The organism is Silvibacterium acidisoli (assembly GCA_022870745.1).
Taxonomy (GTDB): domain Bacteria; phylum Acidobacteriota; class Terriglobia; order Terriglobales; family Acidobacteriaceae; genus Silvibacterium.
Genome location: CP085323.1, coordinates 2,565,510 through 2,586,763 on the forward strand (window position 1 = coordinate 2,565,510; position 21,254 = coordinate 2,586,763).

The following is a 21,254-nucleotide window of genomic DNA, read 5'->3' on the forward strand; positions in this document are numbered from 1 at the left end:
CCGTTGCTCCAAGAGGGCGGTTTGCCGAATGTCCAAGACTTTTAAGCGTGTCATCTTCGGGGCATCCGTTGCCCTGATCGCCCTGGTATTTGCAGGCAGCCTGCTGTCGCGGAATGTTTCCGCCAACGCGGAAAACGAAGGCGTTTACCGCCAGATGGGCCTCTATGAGGAGGTCCTGCACAAGATCCAGAGCGACTACGTTACCGAGCCGAATATCTCGAATGTGACCGATGGCGCACTCCACGGCCTGCTGGATTCTCTCGATCCCGATTCGAGCTACCTTACCCCGGCGGAGTATACCGACTACAAGACTCACCGCAATGACGGCACGGCCCAGGTAGGCATCACGCTTTCGCGCCGCTCCGGATTTCTAATGGTGGTTTCCGTCGTGCCCGGCAGCCCGGCCGACAAGGAACAGATCAGCGATGGCGACCTGATTGAATCCATCGATGGCAAGTCCTCGTCTTCGGCCGCCATGGCCCGGGAGCTGCTTGCAGGAAAACCCGGCAGCGAAGTCACGTTTTCGGTAGTGCGTCCCGGAAAGTCTGAGCCGCAGAAAGTTACGCTCACCCGCACAGTGGTGGCCATTCCCGCTCTTTCTGAACAGCAGTACGAAAACTCCAGCATTCTTTATTTAAAGCCTTCAGCTCTGACTGCCGAGCGTGTTTCTGCGATCGAAGCCCGTCTCAAGTCGATGGAGAAGAGCGGAAACAAGAAGGTGCTGCTCGACCTGCGCGATGTCGTGGACGGTGATCCGGCCCAGGGTGTGAAGCTGGCTAATGCCTTCCTGAAGACAGGAACCATCGCGACGCTGCAGGGCCAGAAATTTCCCAAGCAGGTTTTCAGCGCCGATCCGTCGCACTTCGTCACGGATGCACCGCTGGTTGTGCTCATCAACCATGGAACCTCCGGTGCGGCAGAGATTACTGCCGCCGCGATCCTCGGAAACAAGCGTGGTGACGTGGTGGGCGATCGCAGCTTCGGTGAAGGCGTGCTCCAGAAGACGATCGAAATGCCTGACGGCGCCGCCATCTTCCTTTCGATTGCGAAGTATGCCGGTCCTGATGGCAAGCCGATCCAGGATGAGGCTGTGAATCCGAATGTTGTGGTGAGCGAAAGCATTGACCAGTTCCTCGCCTCCGAAGACACGGAAGGGGCAAAGGAGCAGGAAAAAGCGGCTCCGCACCCGGATGACCAGTTGAATAAGGCCCTGGATGTCCTTAAGCAAAAGAGCGCCTAGCCGCTCGTTGAATCCCACGCATCGGATGAACGCTTGACCCAACGCGGACCTTGGAAGCCCCCAGCCGATCCGCAAAAGACGCCTTCTCCTAAAAAGAAGGCGTCGGCGTCCCCTCGGCCGAAAAAAAAGACTCCGGCAACTTCAGGTTTCCGCCCTCAGACCGGCAATCGTAAGGTCGCCGGAAGAGTGGCGCTGGCCTTTATGGCGCTGCTCGCCATTACAGTAGGCTCGCTCAGCGGACTGATGCTGGTCTACTCGGTCAATCTGCCCCAGATCGAAGACCTGGAACGCTATCGTCCCGATACGACCACCGAACTCTACGACGCGCATGGCCGCTCATTCGGCTCGTTCGCCCTGGAGCGCCGTGTCGTGGTGAACTACGGCGATTTCTCTCCCTTGTTGCGGCAGGCCGTGATCTCGATCGAAGACAAGAATTTCGAGAGCCATTGGGGCGTGAATGTTTTTCGTGTGGCGGGTGCGATCTACCACGACCTGCGCTCGCATGGCCGCGCTCAGGGAGCGTCCACGCTCACCATGCAGCTGGCAAGAAACCTGTTCCTGTCGAACCAGCGGACCATGGGCCGCAAGCTGCAGGAAGCATTCCTCTCGATCCAGATCGAGCATAATTTCACCAAGCAGCAAATCTTCACGCTTTACGCTAACCAGATCTATCTCGGCAACGGGGTTTATGGTTTCGAGGCGGGCTCGAATTACTACTTCTCAAAACATGCCAACGAATTGAGGCTTCCTGAAGCCGCGCTGCTGGCGGGGCTTCCGAAGGGGCCATCGGAGTTTTCTCCGTTGCAGAATCCGGACCGGGCGATGCGCCGTCGCAATGCAGTGATCAACGCGATGCTCGAAGACGGTACGATTACCGCCCCGCAGGCCGAGGCTGCGAGGACGGCTCCGCTGGGCCTGCATATCGAAACGCCTCCCAACAGCATCGCTCCATGGTTTGTAGAAGAGGTGCGCCGCGAGCTGGAGAAGCAGTTCGGCACGGACGAGGTCCACGAAGCCGGATTAAAGGTGTACACGACGCTCGATCTAGACCTGCAGCAGCGCGCGAACGAGGCCGTGATGAACGGGCTGGCGCAGTACGAGCGCCGGCATGGCTGGAAGGGCCGCCTCTTGAATGTGATTGCCGGGGGCATCGATCCGGAAACCTTCAAGCATCCGGACTGGAGCGGAACGCCTCAGCCGGGGCAGTGGGTACATGCGCTGGTCGTCGGCGTTTTGCCCTACCAGGTGACCGCGCGCATTGGAAATCACCAGCTCATGCTTACGCCAGAAGATTGGTCGTGGACCGGGTTCAAGACGGGTGAGCAGTTTCTCTCCAAGGGAGACATCATTTACGTCCACCTGAAGGGCGAGGACGGCAACCTGCTGCGCGGCACCCTTGAACAGGATTCGGGCGCGCAAGGCTCGCTAATGGCAATGGATAATGCCACCGGCGATGTGCTTGCGCTCGTGGGCGGGCGCGACTTCAATCTTTCGCAGTTTGACCGTGCGACCCAGGCCGAACGCCAGACAGGCTCGTCGTTCAAGCCATATGTCTACACGGCGGCGGTAGAGGAAGGCGTAACGCCTGAGGAGACGATTCTCGATGCTCCCACATCCTTTGGCTCCTACACTCCGCATAACTACGAAGGAAATTACCTCGGCAACATTTCTGTGCTGAAGGCCTTCGCGGATTCGCGAAATATTCCCGCGCTTAAGCTTGCCCAGCGTGTCGGTATGCACAAGGTCATCGCGACGGCGCAGCAGTTTGGAATCACGAGCAATATCCCGGCGTATCTCCCCGTCGCTCTTGGTGCCGTGGAGATTTCGCTCAAGGAGCAGGTTGCCGCATACTCTGTTTTTCCGAATGACGGCATTCGCGTCGCTCCCCGCATGGTGCGGCGCGTAACCACCGCCGACGGCATGCCGATGAACGAGGCGACCTCACAGGTGAAAGAGGCGATCAGCAGCCGGGTCGCTCGCACCATGATGGTGATGCTCAAGGAAGTGACGCACAGCGGCACGGCCAAAGATGCGGCTGCACTGAACCATCCTCTCGGCGGCAAGACAGGAACGACGAGCGACTACACCGACGCCTGGTTCATGGGCTTCTCGCCCTCGGTGACGTGTGGCGTATGGGTCGGCTATGACAGCCGCCAGTCGCTGGGCGATAAGGAGACCGGCGCCAGGGCTGCTCTTCCTATCTGGATGGACTTCATGCAGGCTGCGATCGCCGGTAAGCCGGATGAGATGTTCCCCGGCGATGCGCACCGCGCAGGCGCCCAGCAACTTGTGGCTGCCCAGCGCAGAGCTCCGTGAACGAAGCTCTGCGTCATCGATCTCTACTTCCGCTATAGCCTATTCGTCTCGCAGCGCTTCCATCGGTTCGACAGAGGAGGCGCGCCGCGCGGGCAGCGTGGCGGCGAGGAGTCCAATGGCTACCAGCGCCGCAGTCAGTTCGATGATGCGCAGCGCATCCCTCCCGGCTTCGATTGCAACCACTGACGAGATGTATTTCTGCGCCGCGGTCGTGAGCGCGAGGCCGGCACAGACTCCACCAGCAAGCATGATGCCCACGCGGCGATAGATGCCGCCGAGGATCCGTGAACGCGAAGCTCCGAGCGCCAGGCGAACGCCGATGTCGCGCATGGACATCTCGACCTCATGGCTGATGAGCCCATACAAGCCGACGACGGAGAGCAGAATCGCCAGTCCGGCGAAGATGCCGAAGAGCCAGTTTTCCAGGCGCTCGAAGATCAGTACGTCGGCAATGACGGCCTGCATGATCTGCGGCGCTCGGAAAGGCAGCGTCGGATCGGTCTCGCGGAAGGTTCTCTGCAATGCGGGAACGATGGCATCGGGTTTCACCGCGGTCTTCAAGACCAGGTGCATATTTCCTACGGCTTCCAGCCGAAGCCTGGGCGGCATCTGGGCAATGAAGTAATCCATCTGCGGCATGGGGGGTGCGTAGATGTTCTGCCGGATATTCTTGACCACTCCGATGATGGTTGCCGAGGGATTCTCATCGGTGGGATTGAACTGGTTGACGCCTTCGTCGCCGATGAGCATGCCGATGGGGTCGCGGTCTTTGGGAATGTAGCGCTTCACGAACTCTTCGTTGACGACGGTGACGAGCCGCGTGTTTACCGTGTCGCGGCCGGCCTCGAAGCTGCGTCCTCGTACCAGCCGGTCGCTCATGGCGGCGTAGTATCCGGGCGTGACGAAGCGCAATTCAGCCGACTGCGACTGCTCGCGTGGAGCGATCGGCGTGCCGACGACATGCAGGCCCTCCCGGTTGAATCCCCAGCTTTGAATGGGCATTACATTGATGAGCCCCGCCGCCTGCACGCCGGGGATCGCTTGTGTCTTTTCAAGCAGCGGATCGTAGAAGCTGAGGATCGGGTCGCGGTTCTCGTAGCGGCCCGGCGAAAGGTTGACCTCGGTGGTGAGGATACGGTCCGGCGAGAAGCCGAGGTCGGCATTTTTCAGGCCTCCGAGGATGCGCAGCAGCAGCCCCGAGACGACCAGCAGTGTAAGCGCAAGCGCGATCTGCGTCATCACGAAAGCGGCACGGACGCGATGCTGATTGCGCGTGGTGCCGGCAGCGCCGCCAGCACGCAGCGCGAGCGTGGGAGCGATCGATGACAGGCGGAGCGCGGGCGCAAGAGCTGCGGCAATGGTCACAACCGCAGCGACCAGCAGCGATCCGAGAAGCACGGGAGCGTTCAGCTCTACCTCCGCGCCGCGTGCCAGTGCGGAGACCAGGAGAAGGCGAATGGCTCCAAGAAGACCATAGGCGAGGGCCACGCCGGCAAGTCCGCCAAGAAAGGCGAAGAGCAGCGCCTCGGTGAACATCTGTTTCACGATGCGGCTGCGGCGGGCTCCGATGGCGGAGCGCAGGGCCACCTCACGCTCCCGCTTTACGCCGCGGGCAAGCAGCAGGCCAGCAACGTTCACGCACCCGATGGCCAGCAGGGCCATGACCGCGCACAGAAGCAGGTAGAGCGAGTTCTTCGTGCTGCCGACAACGTAGGATTCGAGGTCGATCATGTGCACGCTGCGGCCGGCGTTGAACTGGTCGGTGCGGCCGAGGTTGGTCATGACTGAGGTGAGGCCGGCTGCGGCCTGTTGCGGAGTGACGCCTGGCTTGAGCCGTGCGATGGTCTGCAGCCAGTGGTCGCCGCGATCCTCTGCCAGCCGCTGCGAAACGTGGATCGGCGTGTAAACAGCATTGACTTTGCCGATGGGGAAGCGGAAACCGGCGGGCATTACGCCGATGATGGTGTAGGGATGGCCATCGATCGAGGCTTTGCGTCCGATGACGTTACGGTCGCTGCTGAAGGTGTCGCGCCAGACCTCGTAGCTCAGCACGACGACATCGTTCCTGCCGGGCAGGTCCTCTCCGGGAGTGAAGGTGCGGCCCAGAATGGGCTGGACTCCGAAGACGTCGAAGAAGTTGTCGGTACCCTGCACGCTCTGCAGGGCGACCGGTCCGCTGCTGCCCTCGAAGTTGACCGTGCCCCAGGGATTGAAGCCGGCAAGCGCGGAGAAGCCATGGGTGAGGCGCCGCCAGTCTTTGTACTCGGGATAAGCAGCCCATTGCCGGTATCCCTGGTGCTGAAGGGTTTCGACAGAGAAGATTTCCTCGGGATGGCTGTAGGGAAGCGGGCGAATCAGCATGGCATAAAGCACGCTGAAAATGGCAGCTGTGACGCCTATACCCAGGGCGATAGTGAGAATGACCGACCCGGCGAAGCCGGGCGCTTTGCGCAACTGGCGCAGGGCGAAACGAAGATCCTGCACAAAGTCTTCCATGGCGAATCCCTCGCGCAGGAATGCAGCACCTGGGGGGCCGATTTTAAATCACATGGAATGTGTAGTTTGTTCGAAATTTTCGCGAAGAAGCTGATCGCTTATGGACTGGCTTGTCCGTAATCGGACGATGTTAAAGCGACCAACGGCAGATGTTGTTCATCATAAGAGACATGAAGCATGTCGTCCTCTACAGTCAACCGGGCTGCCCACCGTGCACCGCCGCCAAGCATTTCTTCAAAGCTCGTAACGTTGAGTTCGAGTACAAGGACGTGCAGGCCGATCCCGTTGCGCTGAAGGAGCTTCTCGCGCTGAACAGCCGGTCGACTCCGACGATCAAGGTTGGAGAGGAAGTCATGATCGGCTTCGATCCCGAAAAGCTGGAGACGATGTTGGCCGGACAGGTCAGCGGCAAATAGCTTCTTCGAGTGCGAAGAAGCGTTGGGCCTGTTTCACATCCTTCAGGATCTGCGCCTTCAAAGCCTCGGGCGAGTCGAATCTCTTTTCGTCGCGAATCCTCTTCAGAAACGTGACCTCCAAGGGTGTTTCCGGCGTCAGCTCTACCTCGTGAAAACTAAGTAGATGGCTTTCGATGGCGAAGGAGTCTTCCCCGAAGGTCGGCCGATTCCCGGCATTCGTGACCGAGTTGAAGATCTGCGCGTGTGCCCCGGCTCCGATTTTCAGGCGCGTGATGTATACGCCGTTCTGGGGCCGAAGTTCGTCGTACTGCGCCAGGTTGATCGTGGGCACGGTGAGCCGCGTGCCGATACCCCGGTCTCTCACCTGGGTGGACTGGATGGCAAAGGGCCGGCCGAGCAACGCCCGTGCTGTATCGATCCGGCCATCGGCGATAAGCGCGCGGATAGCAGAACTGGAGATGGGGATGCCTCGGCGGATGAGCGCCGCATGCGAGAGAACCTTGAAGCCCAGCGACTCGCCCAGCCGGCGCAGGTCGGCGGTGCTGGCGGCTGCTCCCCGCCCGAAGCGGAAGTTGTCGCCCTCGTGCACCTCAAGCGCATGAAGGCGGTCGCGCAGGACGCCGGCAGCGAACTGCTCGGCGGTGAGCTCGGCAAATGCCTGTGTGAACGGGATGACGACGGTTGCGTCGATATTCTGGGCGGCCAGCAGTTCAAGCTTCTGGGGAAGCGGAGTGATGAGCTTGGGTGCCAGCTCAGGCCGCAGAATGCGCACCGGATGCGGCTCGAAGGTGACGGCGACGGATTGCGCCCCTAGCTCTCCCGCCCGTTTGCGCAGCGCTGCCAGCACGCTCTGGTGCCCGCAGTGCACGCCATCAAAATTCCCGATGGCGAGCACCGAGGCGGCGAATTTCTCAGGCAAAAAGTCGAGGGATCGGTAAACATGCATGGTTCAGATCTCAAAAGATAAGCGCATCCCGTCGTAGGCGAGGCGCACATGCGGCGGCAGCTCTGCTTCGGTCGCTGACTGTTCCAGCTCGTGGGAGATGTGGGTGAAGAACGCGCGGCGCGGCTTGACCAGCTCAATCCACTTCAACGCCTCTTCAACATTTGCGTGGGAAGGATGAGGGGTGATGCGCAGGGCGTCGAGGATAAGGATGTCGAGATCTTCGAGAAGCGGCAGGCTGGACTCGGGAATCGCGCTCATGTCCGTGAGGTAGGCTGCCGATCCGAAGCGGTAGCCGCCAACCTCCAGCCGTCCGTGATGGATGGGTACACGCTGGAAGCGGACGCCCCCGATCTCAACCGACTCGTGATGATTGAAGCGGCGCAGATCGACCCGTGCACGGGTAGGATACTTGGCGTTGGGCGAAAAGGTGTATTCAAAGATGCGCTCGAGAACATCCGCGGTCGTACTGTCGGCATAGAGCGGCATCTTCTCTGGCCGCTGAAAGGTGAGCGGCCGCAGATCGTCCAGTCCGAGAATGTGGTCGGCATGCGCGTGCGTGTAAAAGACCGCGTCAAGGCTGGTGATTTTCTCGCGCAGCGCCTGCGTGCGGAAGTCCGGCCCGGTATCGATCACGACACGATAGTCCTTCCACTCAACGGCAATGGAAGGACGCGTGCGGTTGTTTCGCGGGTCCGTGGAGGTACAGACCGCACATGTGCAGCCCAGTGTCGGGACGCCCATGGACGTCCCGCTGCCAAGGATGGTCAGCGTTGCCTGCATGCGGCCGGCGGTTATTTCAGGCCCTGCGGCGGTTTGGGAATCTGCTGCTGCGTGACGGCCTTGGTGATCTCGGCGAACATGGCCTGTAGCTCGAAGAGCGCGCTGTCGAGCAGCCGCTGCTCCTGGGGATTCAGGTTGCCACCGGTCTTGTCATGGAGAGCCATGAGCATGTCGATATTCTGCCGCGCACCCAGGATGTCGACACGTGGCTTCTGGCCGGGTTCGGTGCCGGCACCGAGCGCAACTACCGCGGAGAGATAAAGAGACTGCACCAGGTGGTCGAAGCTGATCGGCGCGATGGTCGCAGGGTCCATGCCGGGATTCGCCGCTCTCAGGGCCAGGTTCAGATCTTCGGAGGCCTTCTGGTAGGCGGTGCGCTGCGCCGCGAGTTCTGCGGCCGTTGGCGCAGGGGCGAGTTCGGCCTCGGCAAGTTCAGATTCGGCGAGTTCAGATTCATCGAGGGCGACCGGCTCCGGCTCCGGAGAGGCAGCGGGGGCGGCCATCGTAACGAGGCGCGGGCCGGCGGAGGGCTGCGCCGGTACGGACTCGGCTGCGGTGGTCTTCTGCTCCTGCTTGGTCTCTGGCTTCGTTTCGGGAGTGGTTTCCTGCGTGGTCACCGCTGTTTCGTCGCGCAGTTCTCCGTCGAGGGTGAACTTGCGGCGGTCGGATACGGTGAAGGGAGTAGGTTTCTCAGCCATTGGGGTCCTTTTGGAGCTTCTAAAAATGTCGAGTGAAATCAGGGCAGCGGCGGCTTGTCGAGCGCTTCGACTGCGATATCGCCGCATGCCATCGCGAGTTTGCGCTCCAGGACCTCGGTCCGGACGAAACCCAGAGCGAGATGGCCGCTGAAGGATGGGGTACTGAACGATGCCGCACTCGTGAGCTCGCCGACCGGGTTGCGCTGCGAGGCTTCTGCCGTGACGGGCACCGGCTGGCCTGTTTCGATATGCAGAGCGCCCGAAAGCCTGAACTGGCGAAAGGTGCGGTGAATGGTGGCCCGTGAGCGGATGCGCTCGACGATCTCCTGCCCGAGGTAGCAGCCCTTGTCGAAGTTCAGGGCGCGTGTCTGGGCGGTTTCCTGGGGAAGGTGCGTACTCAGGATGTCGATGCCAAAGAGCGGAGTGCCTTCGAGAATGCGAAGCGCCTCGACGGCTTCCACGCCACAGGGAACGGCTCCGGCGTTTTCGAGAGTCTTCCATGCGGCTTCGAGCGATGTAACCGGCAGCGTGATCCGGAGGCTCGTAATCTGCGATTCGCTTGCATTCGCAACGACGATAGGAGCATCCAGGAACGAGGCCTGTGCAAAGGCACCAGCCGCCGGAAGCGGCAAGCCGGCTTTTGCGAGGATTTCCGCTGCGGAGGGTCCGGACAAGCCAATCGTGGTCGAAGTTGCGTCTAATGGCTGCAGTTCCACGTCGTCCATGATGATGAAACGGTCGAGGTGAGCGGCAATGGAGGCAATCTGTGTGCGGTCCGACTCAAGGAGCAGCGAATCGTCAAAATTAAAGACCGTGCAATCTCCGAGTATTCGGCCCTGTGCGTTGAGCAGGAAGCTGTAGTTGTGTTGCCCGGCTTCGAGCGAGCGGACGGTGTTGGTAACCATGCCGTTCAGCCAGCGAACGCGATCGCTGCCCGTGATCTTCAAGGCCGAAAGGTAGCCGAGATCATACAGGCCAGCGGAGGCGGTGAGCGCCTGGACTTCGTTCTGCACGGACGAAAAACCGCGCGGGGTGAGTGCGCCGCGATACGCGACGGAATCGCCTGCGGGGAAAAGACCGGCAAGCGGCGTCGCTTCCAGCGGAACTTCGGTTACAGACGTATTTTCGGCAGTGAGGCTCATGGTCAAGCGTCTCTAAAAATTATAGCCTCGCAGGTGTAGACAGGGTTTTTGAAGGGATCAGGATGAATTTTGCTGGGAAGTTAGGCTGCGCTGCGGTACTTGCGTGTTTTATTGGCCCGGTTGGGGCTTTTGCCCTGCAGGATCAGGCTCCGGCACCCGGACAGGCGGATGCGGCAAAGAAGCCGGAGACGCGGATGACGCCCGCGCAGGCCAAAGAGCTGTTCGCCTCGGTGGACTCGATCATGAAGTTCGCGTCGGACGATACGAAGCTGCCGATCAAGTCCAAGGTAAAGCGCAGGCTGACCTCGCGCGACGCGGTCGAGAAATACCTCTTCGACAAAATGAAGAACGACAAGGATTCGAAGCGGATGCAGCGCTCGGAGATCGTTCTGAAGAAATTCGGCATGCTCGACGAGGATTTTCATCTCCAGCCGTTTCTTATCAGCCTGTTGAAGGAGCAGATTGCCGGCTATTACGACAGCAAGACCAAGACCGTGAACCTGCTCGACTGGATCGAGCCGGACAGCCAGAAGCCGGTGCTCGCGCATGAACTGACCCATGCGTTGCAGGACCAGCACGTGGATCTGGAAAAGTGGGAAGACCCGAGCAGCGATTCGATTGCCCGCAATGTGAACGAGGATAACCAGCACATTTCGACCGACGAGCAGGGTACCGCACGCGAGGCGGTGCTCGAAGGCCAGGCGATGGCGGTGCTGGTGGACTACAGTCTCAAGCCGAACGGGCAAAGCATCCTGACGAATCCGGACGTAGTCAAGCAGCGCGCCGATGAGCAGGGCGCGGATTCCGATTCGCCGGTATTGTCGCGCGCGCCGCTGGTGCTGGAGGAGTCGCTGCTGTTCCCCTACCGCGAGGGGCTGAAGTTCGAAGTGGATCTGCTGAAGGACAGGGGCGCAGATGCAGCATTTGCCGGTGCGATCGATCGCCCCCCATCGACAAGCCTCGAGATTATGGACCCGAAGGTGTACGAGCGGCAGGCGAAGCTTCCGTTGCTGAAGATGCCGGATGTGCACGCAATCCTCGACGCCGATTACGACCCGTATGACGTGGGTGTGATGGGCGCGCTCGACGTGCGCATGCTGACGGAGCTGTTTGCCGGTCCGCAGACGGCTCAGGCGCTCGCTCCCGCCTGGAATGGCGGCATTTATTACGTTGCCCAGAAGAAGAGTGCTCCGGACAAGAACCTGACCTCGTCGATCGGCCTCGTGTATCTCTCGCAGTGGAAGACGCCTGAAGCAGCCGCTGCCTTCGCAAAGCTTTATGCGGACGCGCTGGGCAAGCAGTATTCACACGTGATGCGCGATACGGCATCCGAGACCGACCCTTCGGAGATGATCTTCAACACGAATGAAGGTCCGATGTTCATCGCAACCAGCGGGACGGCTGTGTTTGTGAGCGAGAGTTTCGACCTGGCCGTGGCCCGCAAGCTGCAGTTTCTGATGCTGGGCGCGCAGCAGGGACAGACGGACGGGCAGTCCGTGGCGAGCGCCGCACCTGCGCAGGACCTGACCGGGTCGATGGTGTATTTCATGGCCAACTGCGGTGTGATGAAGGTTGCTCTGCGGAGATAAGGCCTTCCAATTCTGCGCGCCATTTATACTGAACATTCACCAGAAAACAGCCGGAGTGTGGATTGCAACAAGCGGAAATCGGAATCATCGGGGGCAGCGGTCTGTATGCCATGCCCGGACTTACTGGCGTCCATGAAGTCAAGGTCGAAACTCCTTTTGGAGACCCGAGCGACGCCTTCGTTCTAGGAGAACTCGAAGGCCGCAAGGTGGCTTTCCTCGCACGGCACGGACGTGGCCATCGCATCCTGCCCTCGGAGCTGAACTTCCGCGCCAACATCTACGCCATGAAAAAGCTGGGCGTGGAGCGCATCCTGTCGGTCTCCGCCGTGGGCTCACTCAAGGAAGAGCACAAGCCGACGGATTTCGTCATTCCCGACCAGTTCATCGATCGCACCTTCCATCGCGTGTCGACCTTCTTCGGAGACGGCATCGTCGGCCACGTTTCGTTCGGTGACCCTGTCTGCGGCGTGCTCGGCAAGACGCTGGCCAAGGCCTGCGAGCAGGAATCGCTGGCAGCCAAGCTGGGCGGAACGTATGTCTGCATGGAAGGCCCGCAGTTCTCGACCCGTGCTGAATCAAACCTCTATCGCAGCTGGGGCGCCGATGTAATCGGCATGACCAACCTGCAGGAGGCTAAGCTCGCCCGCGAAGCGGAGCTCTGCTACGCGACCGTCGCCATGGTCACCGATTACGACTGCTGGCGCGAAGGCCACGACTCGGTCACGATCGAGGAGATTGTCGCCGTGCTGCACCAGAATGCCGCCAACGCCGCAAAGATGGTCAAAGCGGCTGTTGCGAATATGCCGAAGGAGCGCACCTGCGCCTGCACCTCGGCGCTCAAGTACGCCGTCCTGACAGATCCGAAGGTCATTCCCGCGGCAACCCGCGAGAAGCTCGACCTGCTGCTGGGCAAATATCTGAACGAGGCGAAGGGATAACGATGTCGATTCTGGTAGTAGGCAGCGTTGCCTTCGATACGCTTGAAACTCCTTCGGGCCGCCGTGAACGTTGCCTGGGCGGCGCAGCCACGCACTTCTCGCTGGCAGCGAGCTACTTCACTGACGTTCGCGTGATCGCCGTTGTCGGCGAAGACTTTACCCCCGAGTTGGAGTCGGTGCTGACCAATCGCGGCATCGACACGCGCGGCATAGAGCATGTCGCCGGTAAGAGCTTCTTCTGGGAGGGCTCATACCTCAACAGCTTGAACGAAGCGACGACGCTCAACACCGAGCTGAATGTTTTCCAGAGCTTTACGCCGAAGATTCCCGCCGAATATCAGGACAGCGATTACCTCTTCCTCGCGAATATCGATCCGGTGCTGCAGGCTGACGTACGCGGCAAGATGCCAAAGGCGAAGCTGGTCGGCGGCGACACCATGAATTACTGGATCAACGATCATGCCGAGAACCTGGCCAAGGTACTGAAGGGCCTCGACGTTCTGTTGATCAACGATGGCGAAGCCAAGCTGCTCGCGAAGGACGCGAACCTGGTCAACGCCGCCGCGAAGATTCTCGATGCAGGCCCGAAGAGCCTGGTCGTGAAGCACGGCGAGTTCGGCGCGACGGCCTTCTTCAGCGATCGGTCGTTTGCGGGCATTACGAAGAAAGTCTTCCTGCCCTTCCGCGCTCCGGCACTGCCTTTGTCCGAGGTTGTCGACCCGACGGGTGCTGGCGATTCATTCGCTGGCGGCTTCTTCGGCTACATCGCATCGCAGCCGGAGTTCACCCCGGAAGTCTTCAAGAAAGCCATGTTCTACGGCGGTGTGATGGGATCGTTCGCCGTCGAGCGGTTTGGCACCGAGCGCCTGGCGCAGCTCGATCCAAAGGAGATAGGGGAACGCTTTGCGCTCTTCCGCGAACTCTCGCACCTCGACTAACGTCACGATGACTGAGGCCGAAACCGAGCGGCTGACGATCCGCGGCGAGACCTTTGTCGTCGCGTGGAGTTCGCTGCTCATCGCGCTCTTTGCGCTTTCCTACTGCTTCTCGCACAACCTGCTGCTGCTTTACGGCGATGCGGTGGCCCATCTGCACATAGCCCGGAGGCTGATCGACTCGATCAATCCGGGCTTCCGGCAGCTGGGTTCCGTGTGGCTGCCCTTCCCGCACATCATCCTGCTGCCCTTCATCTGGCGCATGGGGTGGTGGCAAACGGGAGTAGCGGGTGCGTTCCCATCGATGGGGGCGTATGTGTTCGCTACGGCCGGTATCTACCGGCTGACGCGCATGTGGACGAAGCCCGCCGTGGCAATGCTGGCCGCGCTGTTTTTGGGGCTGAATCCCGGACTGCTTTACATGCAGACTACGGCGATGAACGAACCGCTGTTCCTCGCCCAGATGATCTGGGCAGCGGTATTGATCGTCGAATTCCGCCAGGCCCTGAATGCGGAAGAGCCGGAACGCGCCTCGAAGCTGATTATCGGCGCAGGCGTGGTGCTGGTTACGGCGGTCTTCACCCGCTACGACGGCTGGGTCTACACCTTCGTCGCGTGGCTGGTGGCGGCAAGCAACATGCTGCGGCGCGACCGCTGGAAGTCGAAGGCAGGGGGCGCGTTTGTGCTCTTCACCGTGATGCTGGCCGTGGCTCCGCTGGTGTGGATGGGTTACTGCGCGCGCCAGTTCGGCGACCCGCTGGACTTCATCCGAGGGCCGTATTCCGCGAAGGCGATCGACGCGCGGACGTCGACCCCGGGAGCTCCGCACTATCCCGGCTGGCACAGCATGCGCGTGGCGGCGCTCTATTTCCTCAAGGCGTCGGAGTTGGGCGCGGTCATTCCGCGCATGGCGAACCCACTCTTCCTGCTCTCCATCGCAGGCAGTGTCATCGCTGCCATCAAGTGGCGCGCGAAGGCCGGACTCGGCTTCCTGCTGCTGTGGATTCCGCTGCCCTTCTACGCCTATTCCGTCGCCTACGGATCGGTGCCGATCTTCATCCCGCCGTGGTGGCCGCATTCGTTTTACAACACCCGCTATGGCATGGAGATGCTGCCCGTCTTTGCCATCTCGCTGGCGTTTCTCTGCGGTTGGATCGCGAACCTCGTCATGCAGCGCAAGGCGGAAGCGGGCGCGTGGGTCATTGGCGTATTCGTGCTTCTCATTGCCGGCAACAGCTATTGGCTCTACAAGCAGCAGCCGCTGGTGCTGCAGGAGGCGATCGCGAATTCGCGATCGCGGATTCCCTTCGAGGCCGCGTACGCCAACCAGCTTGCGATACTGCCGAAGAATGTCACCATGCTGGTCTATACCTCGGAGCACATCGGGGCATTCCAGCGTGCCGGCATCGAGCTGAAGCATACGATCAACGAATCGGACTACTACCAGTGGATTCCGGCGCTGAAGGATCCGGCGAAGGCAGCCGATTACGTCATCACGACCGACAAAGACCCGGTAGCGAAGGCCGTGGCCGAGCATCCCGAGGGGCTGACGCTTATCAACGTCGTGTGCTCGACTGGTCAACCCTGCGTGCGCTTTTACCGTTCTGATCGCCATACCGCAGGTGGTAGCATCACCCAGAAATGATTGCGATTCTCGAGAATGAAGGCCACATGCTGAGCTTTGACCAGATTCAGCAGTGGGTGCTGACCGGCGGCGCACTCGGGCGCCTGTTGCTGGCAGCCGTGCTGGGCGGAGCGATCGGCATCGATCGCGAAATCCACCACCGGCCTTCGGGAATTCGCACCAACCTTCTGATCTGCATAGGCGCGGCGCTATTCACTTTTCTCTCCTCGGTGATCGCGGGAGACAGCAGCCCTAACAAGGGCCAGATCGCCTCGAATATCGTGCAGGGCATCGGCTTTCTCGGCGCAGGTCTGATTCTGCACAACCGCGACCGCGTGAGCGGGTTGATCAGCGCCGCCACTGTCTGGGCCGTCGCCTCGATCGGCATGGCATGCGGAGCAGGGCTGTACGCTCCGGCGGTGCTTTCGGCTGTGCTGGTACTGGTGGTGCTCGAGATTGTCGGGCTGCTTGAAACGCGCGGCAACCTGAAGTCATACGTAATGCTCTACGAAGTACGCGGTGAGGACACGGCAGGCATGACGCTTGCCATCCTGGAGGTCCTCGACAGAGAGAAGCAGCGATTCGGCGGTGTGGAGTCGATGCCCGTCGGGCATGTGGAGCGGCTTACCTTCTCCGTGAGCGCGATCCGCAAAATACATCAGCGTCTGGAAGCGGGGCTGCAAACGCAGCCTGCCATTGCCGACGTAAAGATCTTTCGCAGCCAGGAGGACGAGTGACGCAGTTTGCCAAGGCGCATGCCTGTGGGAATGATTTTCTGATCGTGGAGGGCAGCTTCGACCGTGAGCTGGCCGTGCGCCTTTGTGAGCGCAATACCGGCGTGGGCGCCGATGGCGTCGAGTTTCTCGGCTGGACCGGCGAGCGCGAAGGCGTGATCCGGCTGGCCAATGCCGATGGTTCGATTGCCGAGATCTCGGGCAATGGAACCCGCTGCGTAGCGGCTTGGATCGCCTACAGGAAAAAGGCGGTGGCTGGTGACCTGATTCGCCTGGAAACCGACGCCGGCATGCGCGAATGCACTCTCGTGAAAGCGGAGGGCCATCGCTTCCTGTTCTCGCAGGGCATGGGCGTGCCGCAGGTGCATGATGGCGAGGTCTGCCTGAGCGATGGCAGCGTCATTTCCGGCGTGGTGGTTTCCACAGGGAATCCACACTTCGTGATCTTCGTGGAAGACGAAAGCTTCAAAGTCAAAGGGCAGAGCTGGCAGGAGATCGGCAAGGGCATCTGCTTCCACCAGGACTTTCCCGAGCAGACGAACGTGGAGTTCGTTCACATCCTCAGCAAGGACGAGATCGAGATTCGCATCTTCGAGCGCGGCGTAGGGCCGACGACATCGTCCGGGACTGGCACCTGCGCGACCGCCGCGGCAACGATTGCGCGGCGCGGCGCCAGCCCAAGCCTGCTTGTGCGTGCGCCGGGCGGCGAGCAGCGCGTGGAGTGGGCAGGCGAAGGCATGGAGATCACGCTGACCGGCCCCGCAGAACTGATCGCCAAGGGTGACGCGTGGTTGTGAAGCCGCAGGCTCTGCAACCCGGAGCGCGTATCGCCGTCGTTGCTCCCGCGAGCAGCGCGAAGGCAGAGCGCATCACGCAGGGTATTGCCTCGCTACAGGCGCGCGGATTTGTGCCTGTAATCGGCACAAATGCAGCCGGCAAGGAACCGCCGTATTTTTCCGGGACGATCGAGCAGCGGCTGGATGACCTGCACGCGGCCTTTGCCAACCCCGAGATCGATGCGGTCTTTTGTACGCGTGGCGGTTACGGATCAAACTACCTGCTGGAAGATCTCGACCTGGATGTGATCGCGGCTTCTCCGAAACCATTCTTCGGTTACAGCGACCTGACGGCGCTGCAAAGCTGGATCCTCGACCAGACGGGGCTTGTCGCGTTTCACGGACCGATGGTGGCTGCGGATTTTTATCGCGACAAAGGTGTTCACGAGGCCAGCTTCAGTGCTGCCATTCGCGGCGAGCAGATCTTTGCCGGGCCGAGGGAAGGCCTGCGCATTCTGAAGCCGGGGCATGCGGAGGGCGTGATGTACGGCGGCTGCCTGAGCATCCTGACCTCTTCGCTGGGAACGCGTTTCGCGCCGCAGACGGAAGGAAAGCTGTTGTTTCTCGAAGACGTGGCAGCCAAGCCATACCAGATCGACAGGATGCTGCGGCAGATGCTGCTGGCGGGTAAGTTCGATGGCGTCTCCGGAGTGATATTTGGCGAGATGCTCGATTGCGTTTCGCCCAACACCAGCCCCGAACTGCTGGATCAGGTGATCCTGCGTGTCTTCGATTGGTTCGATGGGCCGATTGCCATCGGACTGCGCTCCGGGCATGTTTCGGGCGCGAATGTGACGCTACCCCTGGGCGTCGAGGCGGAATTGATTCTGGAAAATGAGCCGCTGCTGGAATACACCGAAGCGGCCGTAGAGGTTTAGGGCTAAGTTGGAAACGAGAAAGCACATACACCTGATCGGCATCTGCGGCACGGCCATGGCCTCGCTCGCAGGGTTGCTGCAGCTCAAAGGGCATCGCATCACCGGGTCGGACCAGGCGGCGTATCCGCCCATGTCGGATCTGCTAGCGAGCCTGCAAATTCCCATCGCCGAGCCTTTCGCCGAAAAGAATCTCGATCCACGGCCAGACTTGGTGATCGTGGGCAATGCCATCTCGCGCGGCAACGTCGAGCTCGAATACGTGCTCGACCAGAAGATTCCATTCACCTCGATGGCGCGTGTGATCCATGATGAGTTTCTGCTCGGACACGAGTCGCTGGTGGTTTCGGGAACACACGGCAAGACGACGACAACGAGCATGCTGGCGTGGATCTACGAAGTCGCGAGCAGGAAGAATTCCGCGCTCAAACCATCGTTCCTGATCGGCGGCGTGGCGGAAAACTTCGGTACCAGCTTCCAGGTGCGCGATGGCCGGCCGATGATCCTTGAGGGCGATGAGTATGACACGGCCTTCTTCGACAAAGGTCCGAAGTTCATGCACTACTTTCCTGACGCGCTCATCCTCACGCACGTCGAGTTCGACCATGCAGACATCTATCGCGATCTCGAAGCGGTGAAGACGGCATTCAAGCGGCTGGCGAACCTGGTGCCGCGCCGTGGGCGCATCGTGGCTTTCGATGGCGCAGCGAATGTGGACGAGTGCGTGGCAAAGGCCTTCTGCTCTGTCGAGCGCTACGGATTCAAAGCAGATTCGCATTGGCAGGTGAAAGACCTCGCGCATTCGTCGGAGGGAAGCTCGTGGAAGGTGTTGCGTCAAGGCCAACCCTGGGCGGAGTTCAACATGAAGCTGGCAGGCGCGCACAATGCGATGAACGCCACGGCTGCGGCTGCCCTCGCTGCGGGCCAGGGTGTGCCGCTCGAAGCAATCGCAGAAGCGCTCAGCAGCTTCCAAAGCGTGAAGCGCCGCCTCGAAGTAAAGGCGGTCATCGATGGCGTTACGATTGTTGACGATTTCGCGCACCATCCTACGGCGATACGCGAGACGTTGAAGGCGCTGCGCGAGTCCTACCCCTCGTCTCGGCTGTGGGCGGTGCTCGAGCCGCGTTCGAATACCTTGCGCCGCAACGTCTTCGAGAAGGAACTGGTCGATAGTCTTGCGCTGGCAGATCGCGTGGTGCTGGCTGGCGTCTTCAAGCTGGAAAGTATTCCGGTTGCAGAGCGGCTGCATCCCGAAGCGGTTGTGAAGGCGTTGCAGGCAGCAGGTAAACACGCCATGTTGCTTTCGGGCGCGGATGAAATTGTCGCTGAGATCGCGCCCGAGCTGAGAGAAGGCGATGTGGTCGCCATCCTGTCCAACGGCGGATTCGACGGCATCTACGAAAAGCTGCCGCGACGCCTGCGCGAGAAGGCCTGATGTTCTCCGCCTTGACGCTGCTGGTGGTCTACATCGTGCTGGGGATTCCAGCGGCGGTGATTGGCCTGCCGTGGACGCTGCTGAGCCGCAACATCACTCTCCTTTACCGCTGGTCGATGTGGATCATGCGCGTGGGGCTGCGCTGCGCCGGCATCCGCGTCGAGGTGCAGTGGAAAGCGCCGCTCGATCCGGCGCGGCGCTACATCTTTCTTTCTAACCATGTCTCGAACCTCGACCCGCCGGTGCTGATGCCGATGCTGCCCGGCCGGTCTTCGGTCTTCCTGAAGCGTTCGCTGATGAAGATCCCGGTGCTCGGCTATGGAATGCGGCTCGGCGACTTTATCCCGGTCGATCGCGATGGGCGCGTGGAGAGCGCGCGGGAGAGCGTGCAGTTCGCGGCGCGCGTGCTCGCCTCAGGCCTGAACGTTTTGTCGTTCGTCGAGGGAACACGTTCACGCGATGGGCGCTTGCAGCCCTTCAAAAAAGGCCCGTTCTACCTGGCCAAGGAGACTGGAGCACCGGTGGTTCCGGTCTCGATCTGGGGAACGGAGTCGATGATGAAGAAGGGAAGCGTGCGGCTCTATCCGGGAACGGCGCACATCGTTTTCCACGCGCCTGTGGAGTCGAGCGATTACGCGACACGCGATGAGCTGCTGGTCGCGGTGCGGCAGGCCATTGCCTCCAGCCTGCCGGAGTGGATGTTAGAGGAAAAAACTATTTAAGGATGGCGTTATAGCCGTCGGCGAGCAGCTTGGTACGCATGGCTTTCGCCTCGTCGCGGTTCGCGAACGGGCCCAGCTGCACGTGCAGAAAGTTGTTGCCCGGCTCGTTCCGCACCGTTGCTGTGTAGCCTTTCTTGCGAAGCGCGCCGACGAGGATATTTGCGTCTTCCTGGCGCGATACGGCGGCAATCTGAACCATAACCGGTGTTTGCGCGACCGCGGTTGTTACCGAAGCGGCCATGCTTCTTGCGGGTGAAAGCGTTGCGACTGCGGGGACAGCGCGGGCTGCTGGTGCTGTCTCCAGCACCGGTGTCGGCTTCGGTGCCGGAGCTTCTTCGGAGATCTCGGCGGAAGGCTTGTGCTTCGGTGCCGGTGCCGCCGGTGTCTCATTGCCTGCGCTCGCGTCGTCCTGATTGGTCTCTTCGACCACGGTGGGTGCGGCTGTTGCCGAAGGCGCGGCGGCTGGCGTTTTCGTCGTGGCTGATTTCGCAGATTCCGTCGAAGCTGGTGTGCTGCCAGACGCATTGTTGCCGCGTCCCATCGAGAATCCGAAGCCGAAGAAGACGCCGCAGATGAGCACCAGCCCGAAGAAGATGCCGAGCACGGACTTCATGCCCAGGGTGATTTCTGTATCGGTTCCGATTTCTTCGTCTTCGTCCAGCATCATTCTTGCCATGGCAGTAGATCCTATTCCCCGGGCTTTTCTGTCGAAGCCGGTTTTTCTGGTGACGCAGGCGAGGGAACAAATCGGTTAATCAGGGAGATCAGCTCGACGGGCAGCGGGAAGACCACGGTTGTATTTTTTTCCGCACCGATGTCGGTCAGGGTCTGCAGGTAGCGTAGCTGCATGGTCATCGGCTGCTGTGCCAGCAGGTTGGCGGCTTCCACCAGTCGCTGGGCTGCGGCGTATTCGCCTTCGGCGTTGATGATCTTGGAGCGCTTTTCGCGCTCGGCTTCGGCCTGCTTGGCCATGGCGCGCAGCATCTGCTCGGGCAGATCCACCTGCTTCACTTCGACGCTTACGACCTTTACGCCCCATGGTTCGGTGCGCTGATCGATGATGGACTGGATGCGCTGGTTGAGCTGGTCGCGGTGCGAAAGCAGGCCGTCCAGTTCCACCTCACCCAGGACCGAACGCAGCGTGGTCTGCGCAAACTGCGAAGTCTGGTAGACGTAGTTCGATACCTCGATCACGGCGCGGGCCGGGTCGAGAACACGCAAGGTGATGACGGCATTGACCTTGATGGTGACGTTGTCGCGCGTGATCACGTCCTGCGGCGGTACTTCGAGCACTTCCTGGCGCAGCGAGATGCGCACCATCTGGTCGAGCGGACGAAAGACCAGGATCAATCCCGGACCCTTGGGCGGCAGATGCGCGCGGCCCAGCCGGAAGATAACACCGCGCTCGTACTCGCGCAGAATCTTGATGGAATTCAGCAGGTAGAGAACGACGGCGACAAGAAGAATGAGGCTGGGAATACCGATCATTTTCACTTCACCCGCCTGCGATTGTATCGCAGCGAGCTGGTGGA

Annotated in this window: 19 protein-coding genes; 12 read left to right on the forward strand and 7 right to left on the reverse strand. The window is 60.8% G+C overall.

Annotated features, from left to right (window positions below; all coding sequences use genetic code 11):
• Positions 1-28: 28 nt before the first annotated feature.
• Both LJD29_RS10755 and LJD29_RS10760 read left to right on the forward strand, forming a co-directional pair.
• The gene (locus tag LJD29_RS10755) at positions 29-1,240 is read left to right on the forward strand and encodes a S41 family peptidase (RefSeq protein ID WP_446745758.1); all 1,212 of its coding nucleotides are present in this window, start codon (positions 29-31) and stop codon (positions 1,238-1,240) included.
• A 186-nt stretch (positions 1,241-1,426) separates the two neighbouring features.
• A complete protein-coding gene (locus LJD29_RS10760) occupies positions 1,427-3,556 on the forward strand; it encodes a penicillin-binding protein 1A (RefSeq protein WP_446745759.1) in 2,130 nt (709 codons plus the stop codon).
• A gap of 39 nt (positions 3,557-3,595) precedes the next feature.
• Here the strand turns inward: LJD29_RS10760 and LJD29_RS10765 are convergent, their stop codons facing one another.
• Positions 3,596-6,052 (reverse strand): ABC transporter permease, encoded by a 2,457-nt coding sequence (locus tag LJD29_RS10765; protein WP_446745760.1) that lies wholly within the window; start codon positions 6,050-6,052, stop codon positions 3,596-3,598.
• 170 nt (positions 6,053-6,222) lie between these two features.
• Here LJD29_RS10765 and LJD29_RS10770 point away from each other — a divergent pair, with 170 nt between their 5' ends.
• Complete coding sequence (locus tag LJD29_RS10770; protein ID WP_446745761.1) at positions 6,223-6,468, forward strand: glutaredoxin family protein; 246 nt, start codon at positions 6,223-6,225, stop codon at positions 6,466-6,468.
• Here the strand turns inward: LJD29_RS10770 and LJD29_RS10775 are convergent.
• Genes LJD29_RS10775 through ygfZ form a run of 4 tightly spaced genes read right to left on the reverse strand, consistent with a single transcriptional unit; the run spans position 6,455 to position 10,034 of the window.
• Positions 6,455-7,414: a bifunctional riboflavin kinase/FAD synthetase gene (locus LJD29_RS10775; protein ID WP_446745762.1), complete on the reverse strand. Its 960-nt coding sequence runs from the start codon at positions 7,412-7,414 to the stop codon at positions 6,455-6,457. The genes LJD29_RS10770 and LJD29_RS10775 overlap by 14 nt on opposite strands.
• A gap of 3 nt (positions 7,415-7,417) precedes the next feature.
• Positions 7,418-8,194, reverse strand: a complete 777-nt coding sequence (locus tag LJD29_RS10780; RefSeq protein ID WP_446745763.1) for an MBL fold metallo-hydrolase — start codon at positions 8,192-8,194, stop codon at positions 7,418-7,420.
• 11 nt (positions 8,195-8,205) lie between these two features.
• Entirely contained in the window at positions 8,206-8,892 is a 687-nt protein-coding gene (locus tag LJD29_RS10785) for a DUF1844 domain-containing protein (RefSeq protein WP_446745764.1), read from the reverse strand.
• Positions 8,893-8,930: 38 nt separating this feature from the next.
• Positions 8,931-10,034 carry a CAF17-like 4Fe-4S cluster assembly/insertion protein YgfZ gene (gene ygfZ / locus LJD29_RS10790; protein ID WP_446745765.1) on the reverse strand — a complete coding sequence of 368 codons (1,104 nt, stop codon included), beginning with the start codon at positions 10,032-10,034 and terminating at the stop codon, positions 8,931-8,933.
• A gap of 62 nt (positions 10,035-10,096) precedes the next feature.
• On the opposite strand from ygfZ, the gene LJD29_RS10795 reads away from it, so the two are divergent.
• The 9 genes from LJD29_RS10795 (at position 10,097) to LJD29_RS10835 (ending at position 19,722) form a co-directional block, all read left to right on the forward strand.
• Entirely contained in the window at positions 10,097-11,623 is a 1,527-nt protein-coding gene (locus tag LJD29_RS10795; RefSeq protein ID WP_446745766.1) for a hypothetical protein, read from the forward strand.
• A gap of 62 nt (positions 11,624-11,685) precedes the next feature.
• Positions 11,686-12,561 carry an S-methyl-5'-thioadenosine phosphorylase gene (locus LJD29_RS10800; protein ID WP_446745767.1) on the forward strand — a complete coding sequence of 292 codons (876 nt, stop codon included), beginning with the start codon at positions 11,686-11,688 and terminating at the stop codon, positions 12,559-12,561.
• Between the two features lie 2 nt (positions 12,562-12,563).
• Entirely contained in the window at positions 12,564-13,499 is a 936-nt protein-coding gene (locus tag LJD29_RS10805; RefSeq protein ID WP_446745768.1) for a PfkB family carbohydrate kinase, read from the forward strand.
• Positions 13,465-15,141 (forward strand): glycosyltransferase family protein, encoded by a 1,677-nt coding sequence (locus tag LJD29_RS10810; RefSeq protein ID WP_446745769.1) that lies wholly within the window; start codon positions 13,465-13,467, stop codon positions 15,139-15,141. The genes LJD29_RS10805 and LJD29_RS10810 overlap by 35 nt, the downstream gene beginning before the upstream one ends.
• Positions 15,138-15,857 carry an MgtC/SapB family protein gene (locus tag LJD29_RS10815; RefSeq protein ID WP_446745770.1) on the forward strand — a complete coding sequence of 240 codons (720 nt, stop codon included), beginning with the start codon at positions 15,138-15,140 and terminating at the stop codon, positions 15,855-15,857. Before LJD29_RS10810 ends, LJD29_RS10815 begins: the two co-directional genes overlap by 4 nt.
• A complete protein-coding gene (dapF, locus tag LJD29_RS10820) occupies positions 15,854-16,651 on the forward strand; it encodes a diaminopimelate epimerase (RefSeq protein ID WP_446745771.1) in 798 nt (265 codons plus the stop codon). Before LJD29_RS10815 ends, dapF begins: the two co-directional genes overlap by 4 nt.
• Positions 16,648-17,568 (forward strand): S66 peptidase family protein, encoded by a 921-nt coding sequence (locus LJD29_RS10825; RefSeq protein ID WP_446745772.1) that lies wholly within the window; start codon positions 16,648-16,650, stop codon positions 17,566-17,568. Before dapF ends, LJD29_RS10825 begins: the two co-directional genes overlap by 4 nt.
• Positions 17,569-17,575: 7 nt before the next feature.
• Positions 17,576-19,000, forward strand: a complete 1,425-nt coding sequence (mpl, locus tag LJD29_RS10830; protein ID WP_446745773.1) for a UDP-N-acetylmuramate:L-alanyl-gamma-D-glutamyl-meso-diaminopimelate ligase — start codon at positions 17,576-17,578, stop codon at positions 18,998-19,000.
• Entirely contained in the window at positions 19,000-19,722 is a 723-nt protein-coding gene (locus LJD29_RS10835; protein WP_446745774.1) for a lysophospholipid acyltransferase family protein, read from the forward strand. Before mpl ends, LJD29_RS10835 begins: the two co-directional genes overlap by 1 nt.
• Here the strand turns inward: LJD29_RS10835 and LJD29_RS10840 are convergent.
• A complete protein-coding gene (locus LJD29_RS10840; protein WP_446745775.1) occupies positions 19,715-20,398 on the reverse strand; it encodes an SPOR domain-containing protein in 684 nt (227 codons plus the stop codon). The two genes, LJD29_RS10835 and LJD29_RS10840, sit on opposite strands and share 8 nt — an antisense overlap.
• 11 nt (positions 20,399-20,409) lie before the next feature.
• A complete protein-coding gene (locus LJD29_RS10845) occupies positions 20,410-21,210 on the reverse strand; it encodes a slipin family protein (RefSeq protein ID WP_446745776.1) in 801 nt (266 codons plus the stop codon).
• Positions 21,211-21,254 lie beyond the last annotated feature (44 nt).

What these genes read in the sequence shown, in the direction of transcription:
- LJD29_RS10755 (WP_446745758.1), top strand. Translation starts at nt 29, where the DNA reads ATGTCCAAGACTTTTAAGCGTGTCATCTTCGGGGCATCCGTTGCCCTG.
- LJD29_RS10765 (WP_446745760.1), bottom strand. Translation starts at nt 6,052, where the DNA reads ATGGAAGACTTTGTGCAGGATCTTCGTTTCGCCCTGCGCCAGTTGCGC.
- LJD29_RS10770 (WP_446745761.1), top strand. Translation starts at nt 6,223, where the DNA reads ATGAAGCATGTCGTCCTCTACAGTCAACCGGGCTGCCCACCGTGCACC.
- LJD29_RS10775 (WP_446745762.1), bottom strand. Translation starts at nt 7,414, where the DNA reads ATGCATGTTTACCGATCCCTCGACTTTTTGCCTGAGAAATTCGCCGCC.
- LJD29_RS10780 (WP_446745763.1), bottom strand. Translation starts at nt 8,194, where the DNA reads ATGCAGGCAACGCTGACCATCCTTGGCAGCGGGACGTCCATGGGCGTC.
- LJD29_RS10785 (WP_446745764.1), bottom strand. Translation starts at nt 8,892, where the DNA reads ATGGCTGAGAAACCTACTCCCTTCACCGTATCCGACCGCCGCAAGTTC.
- ygfZ (WP_446745765.1), bottom strand. Translation starts at nt 10,034, where the DNA reads ATGAGCCTCACTGCCGAAAATACGTCTGTAACCGAAGTTCCGCTGGAA.
- LJD29_RS10795 (WP_446745766.1), top strand. Translation starts at nt 10,097, where the DNA reads ATGAATTTTGCTGGGAAGTTAGGCTGCGCTGCGGTACTTGCGTGTTTT.
- LJD29_RS10805 (WP_446745768.1), top strand. Translation starts at nt 12,564, where the DNA reads ATGTCGATTCTGGTAGTAGGCAGCGTTGCCTTCGATACGCTTGAAACT.
- LJD29_RS10815 (WP_446745770.1), top strand. Translation starts at nt 15,138, where the DNA reads ATGATTGCGATTCTCGAGAATGAAGGCCACATGCTGAGCTTTGACCAG.
- LJD29_RS10835 (WP_446745774.1), top strand. Translation starts at nt 19,000, where the DNA reads ATGTTCTCCGCCTTGACGCTGCTGGTGGTCTACATCGTGCTGGGGATT.
- LJD29_RS10840 (WP_446745775.1), bottom strand. Translation starts at nt 20,398, where the DNA reads ATGGCAAGAATGATGCTGGACGAAGACGAAGAAATCGGAACCGATACA.
- LJD29_RS10845 (WP_446745776.1), bottom strand. Translation starts at nt 21,210, where the DNA reads ATGATCGGTATTCCCAGCCTCATTCTTCTTGTCGCCGTCGTTCTCTAC.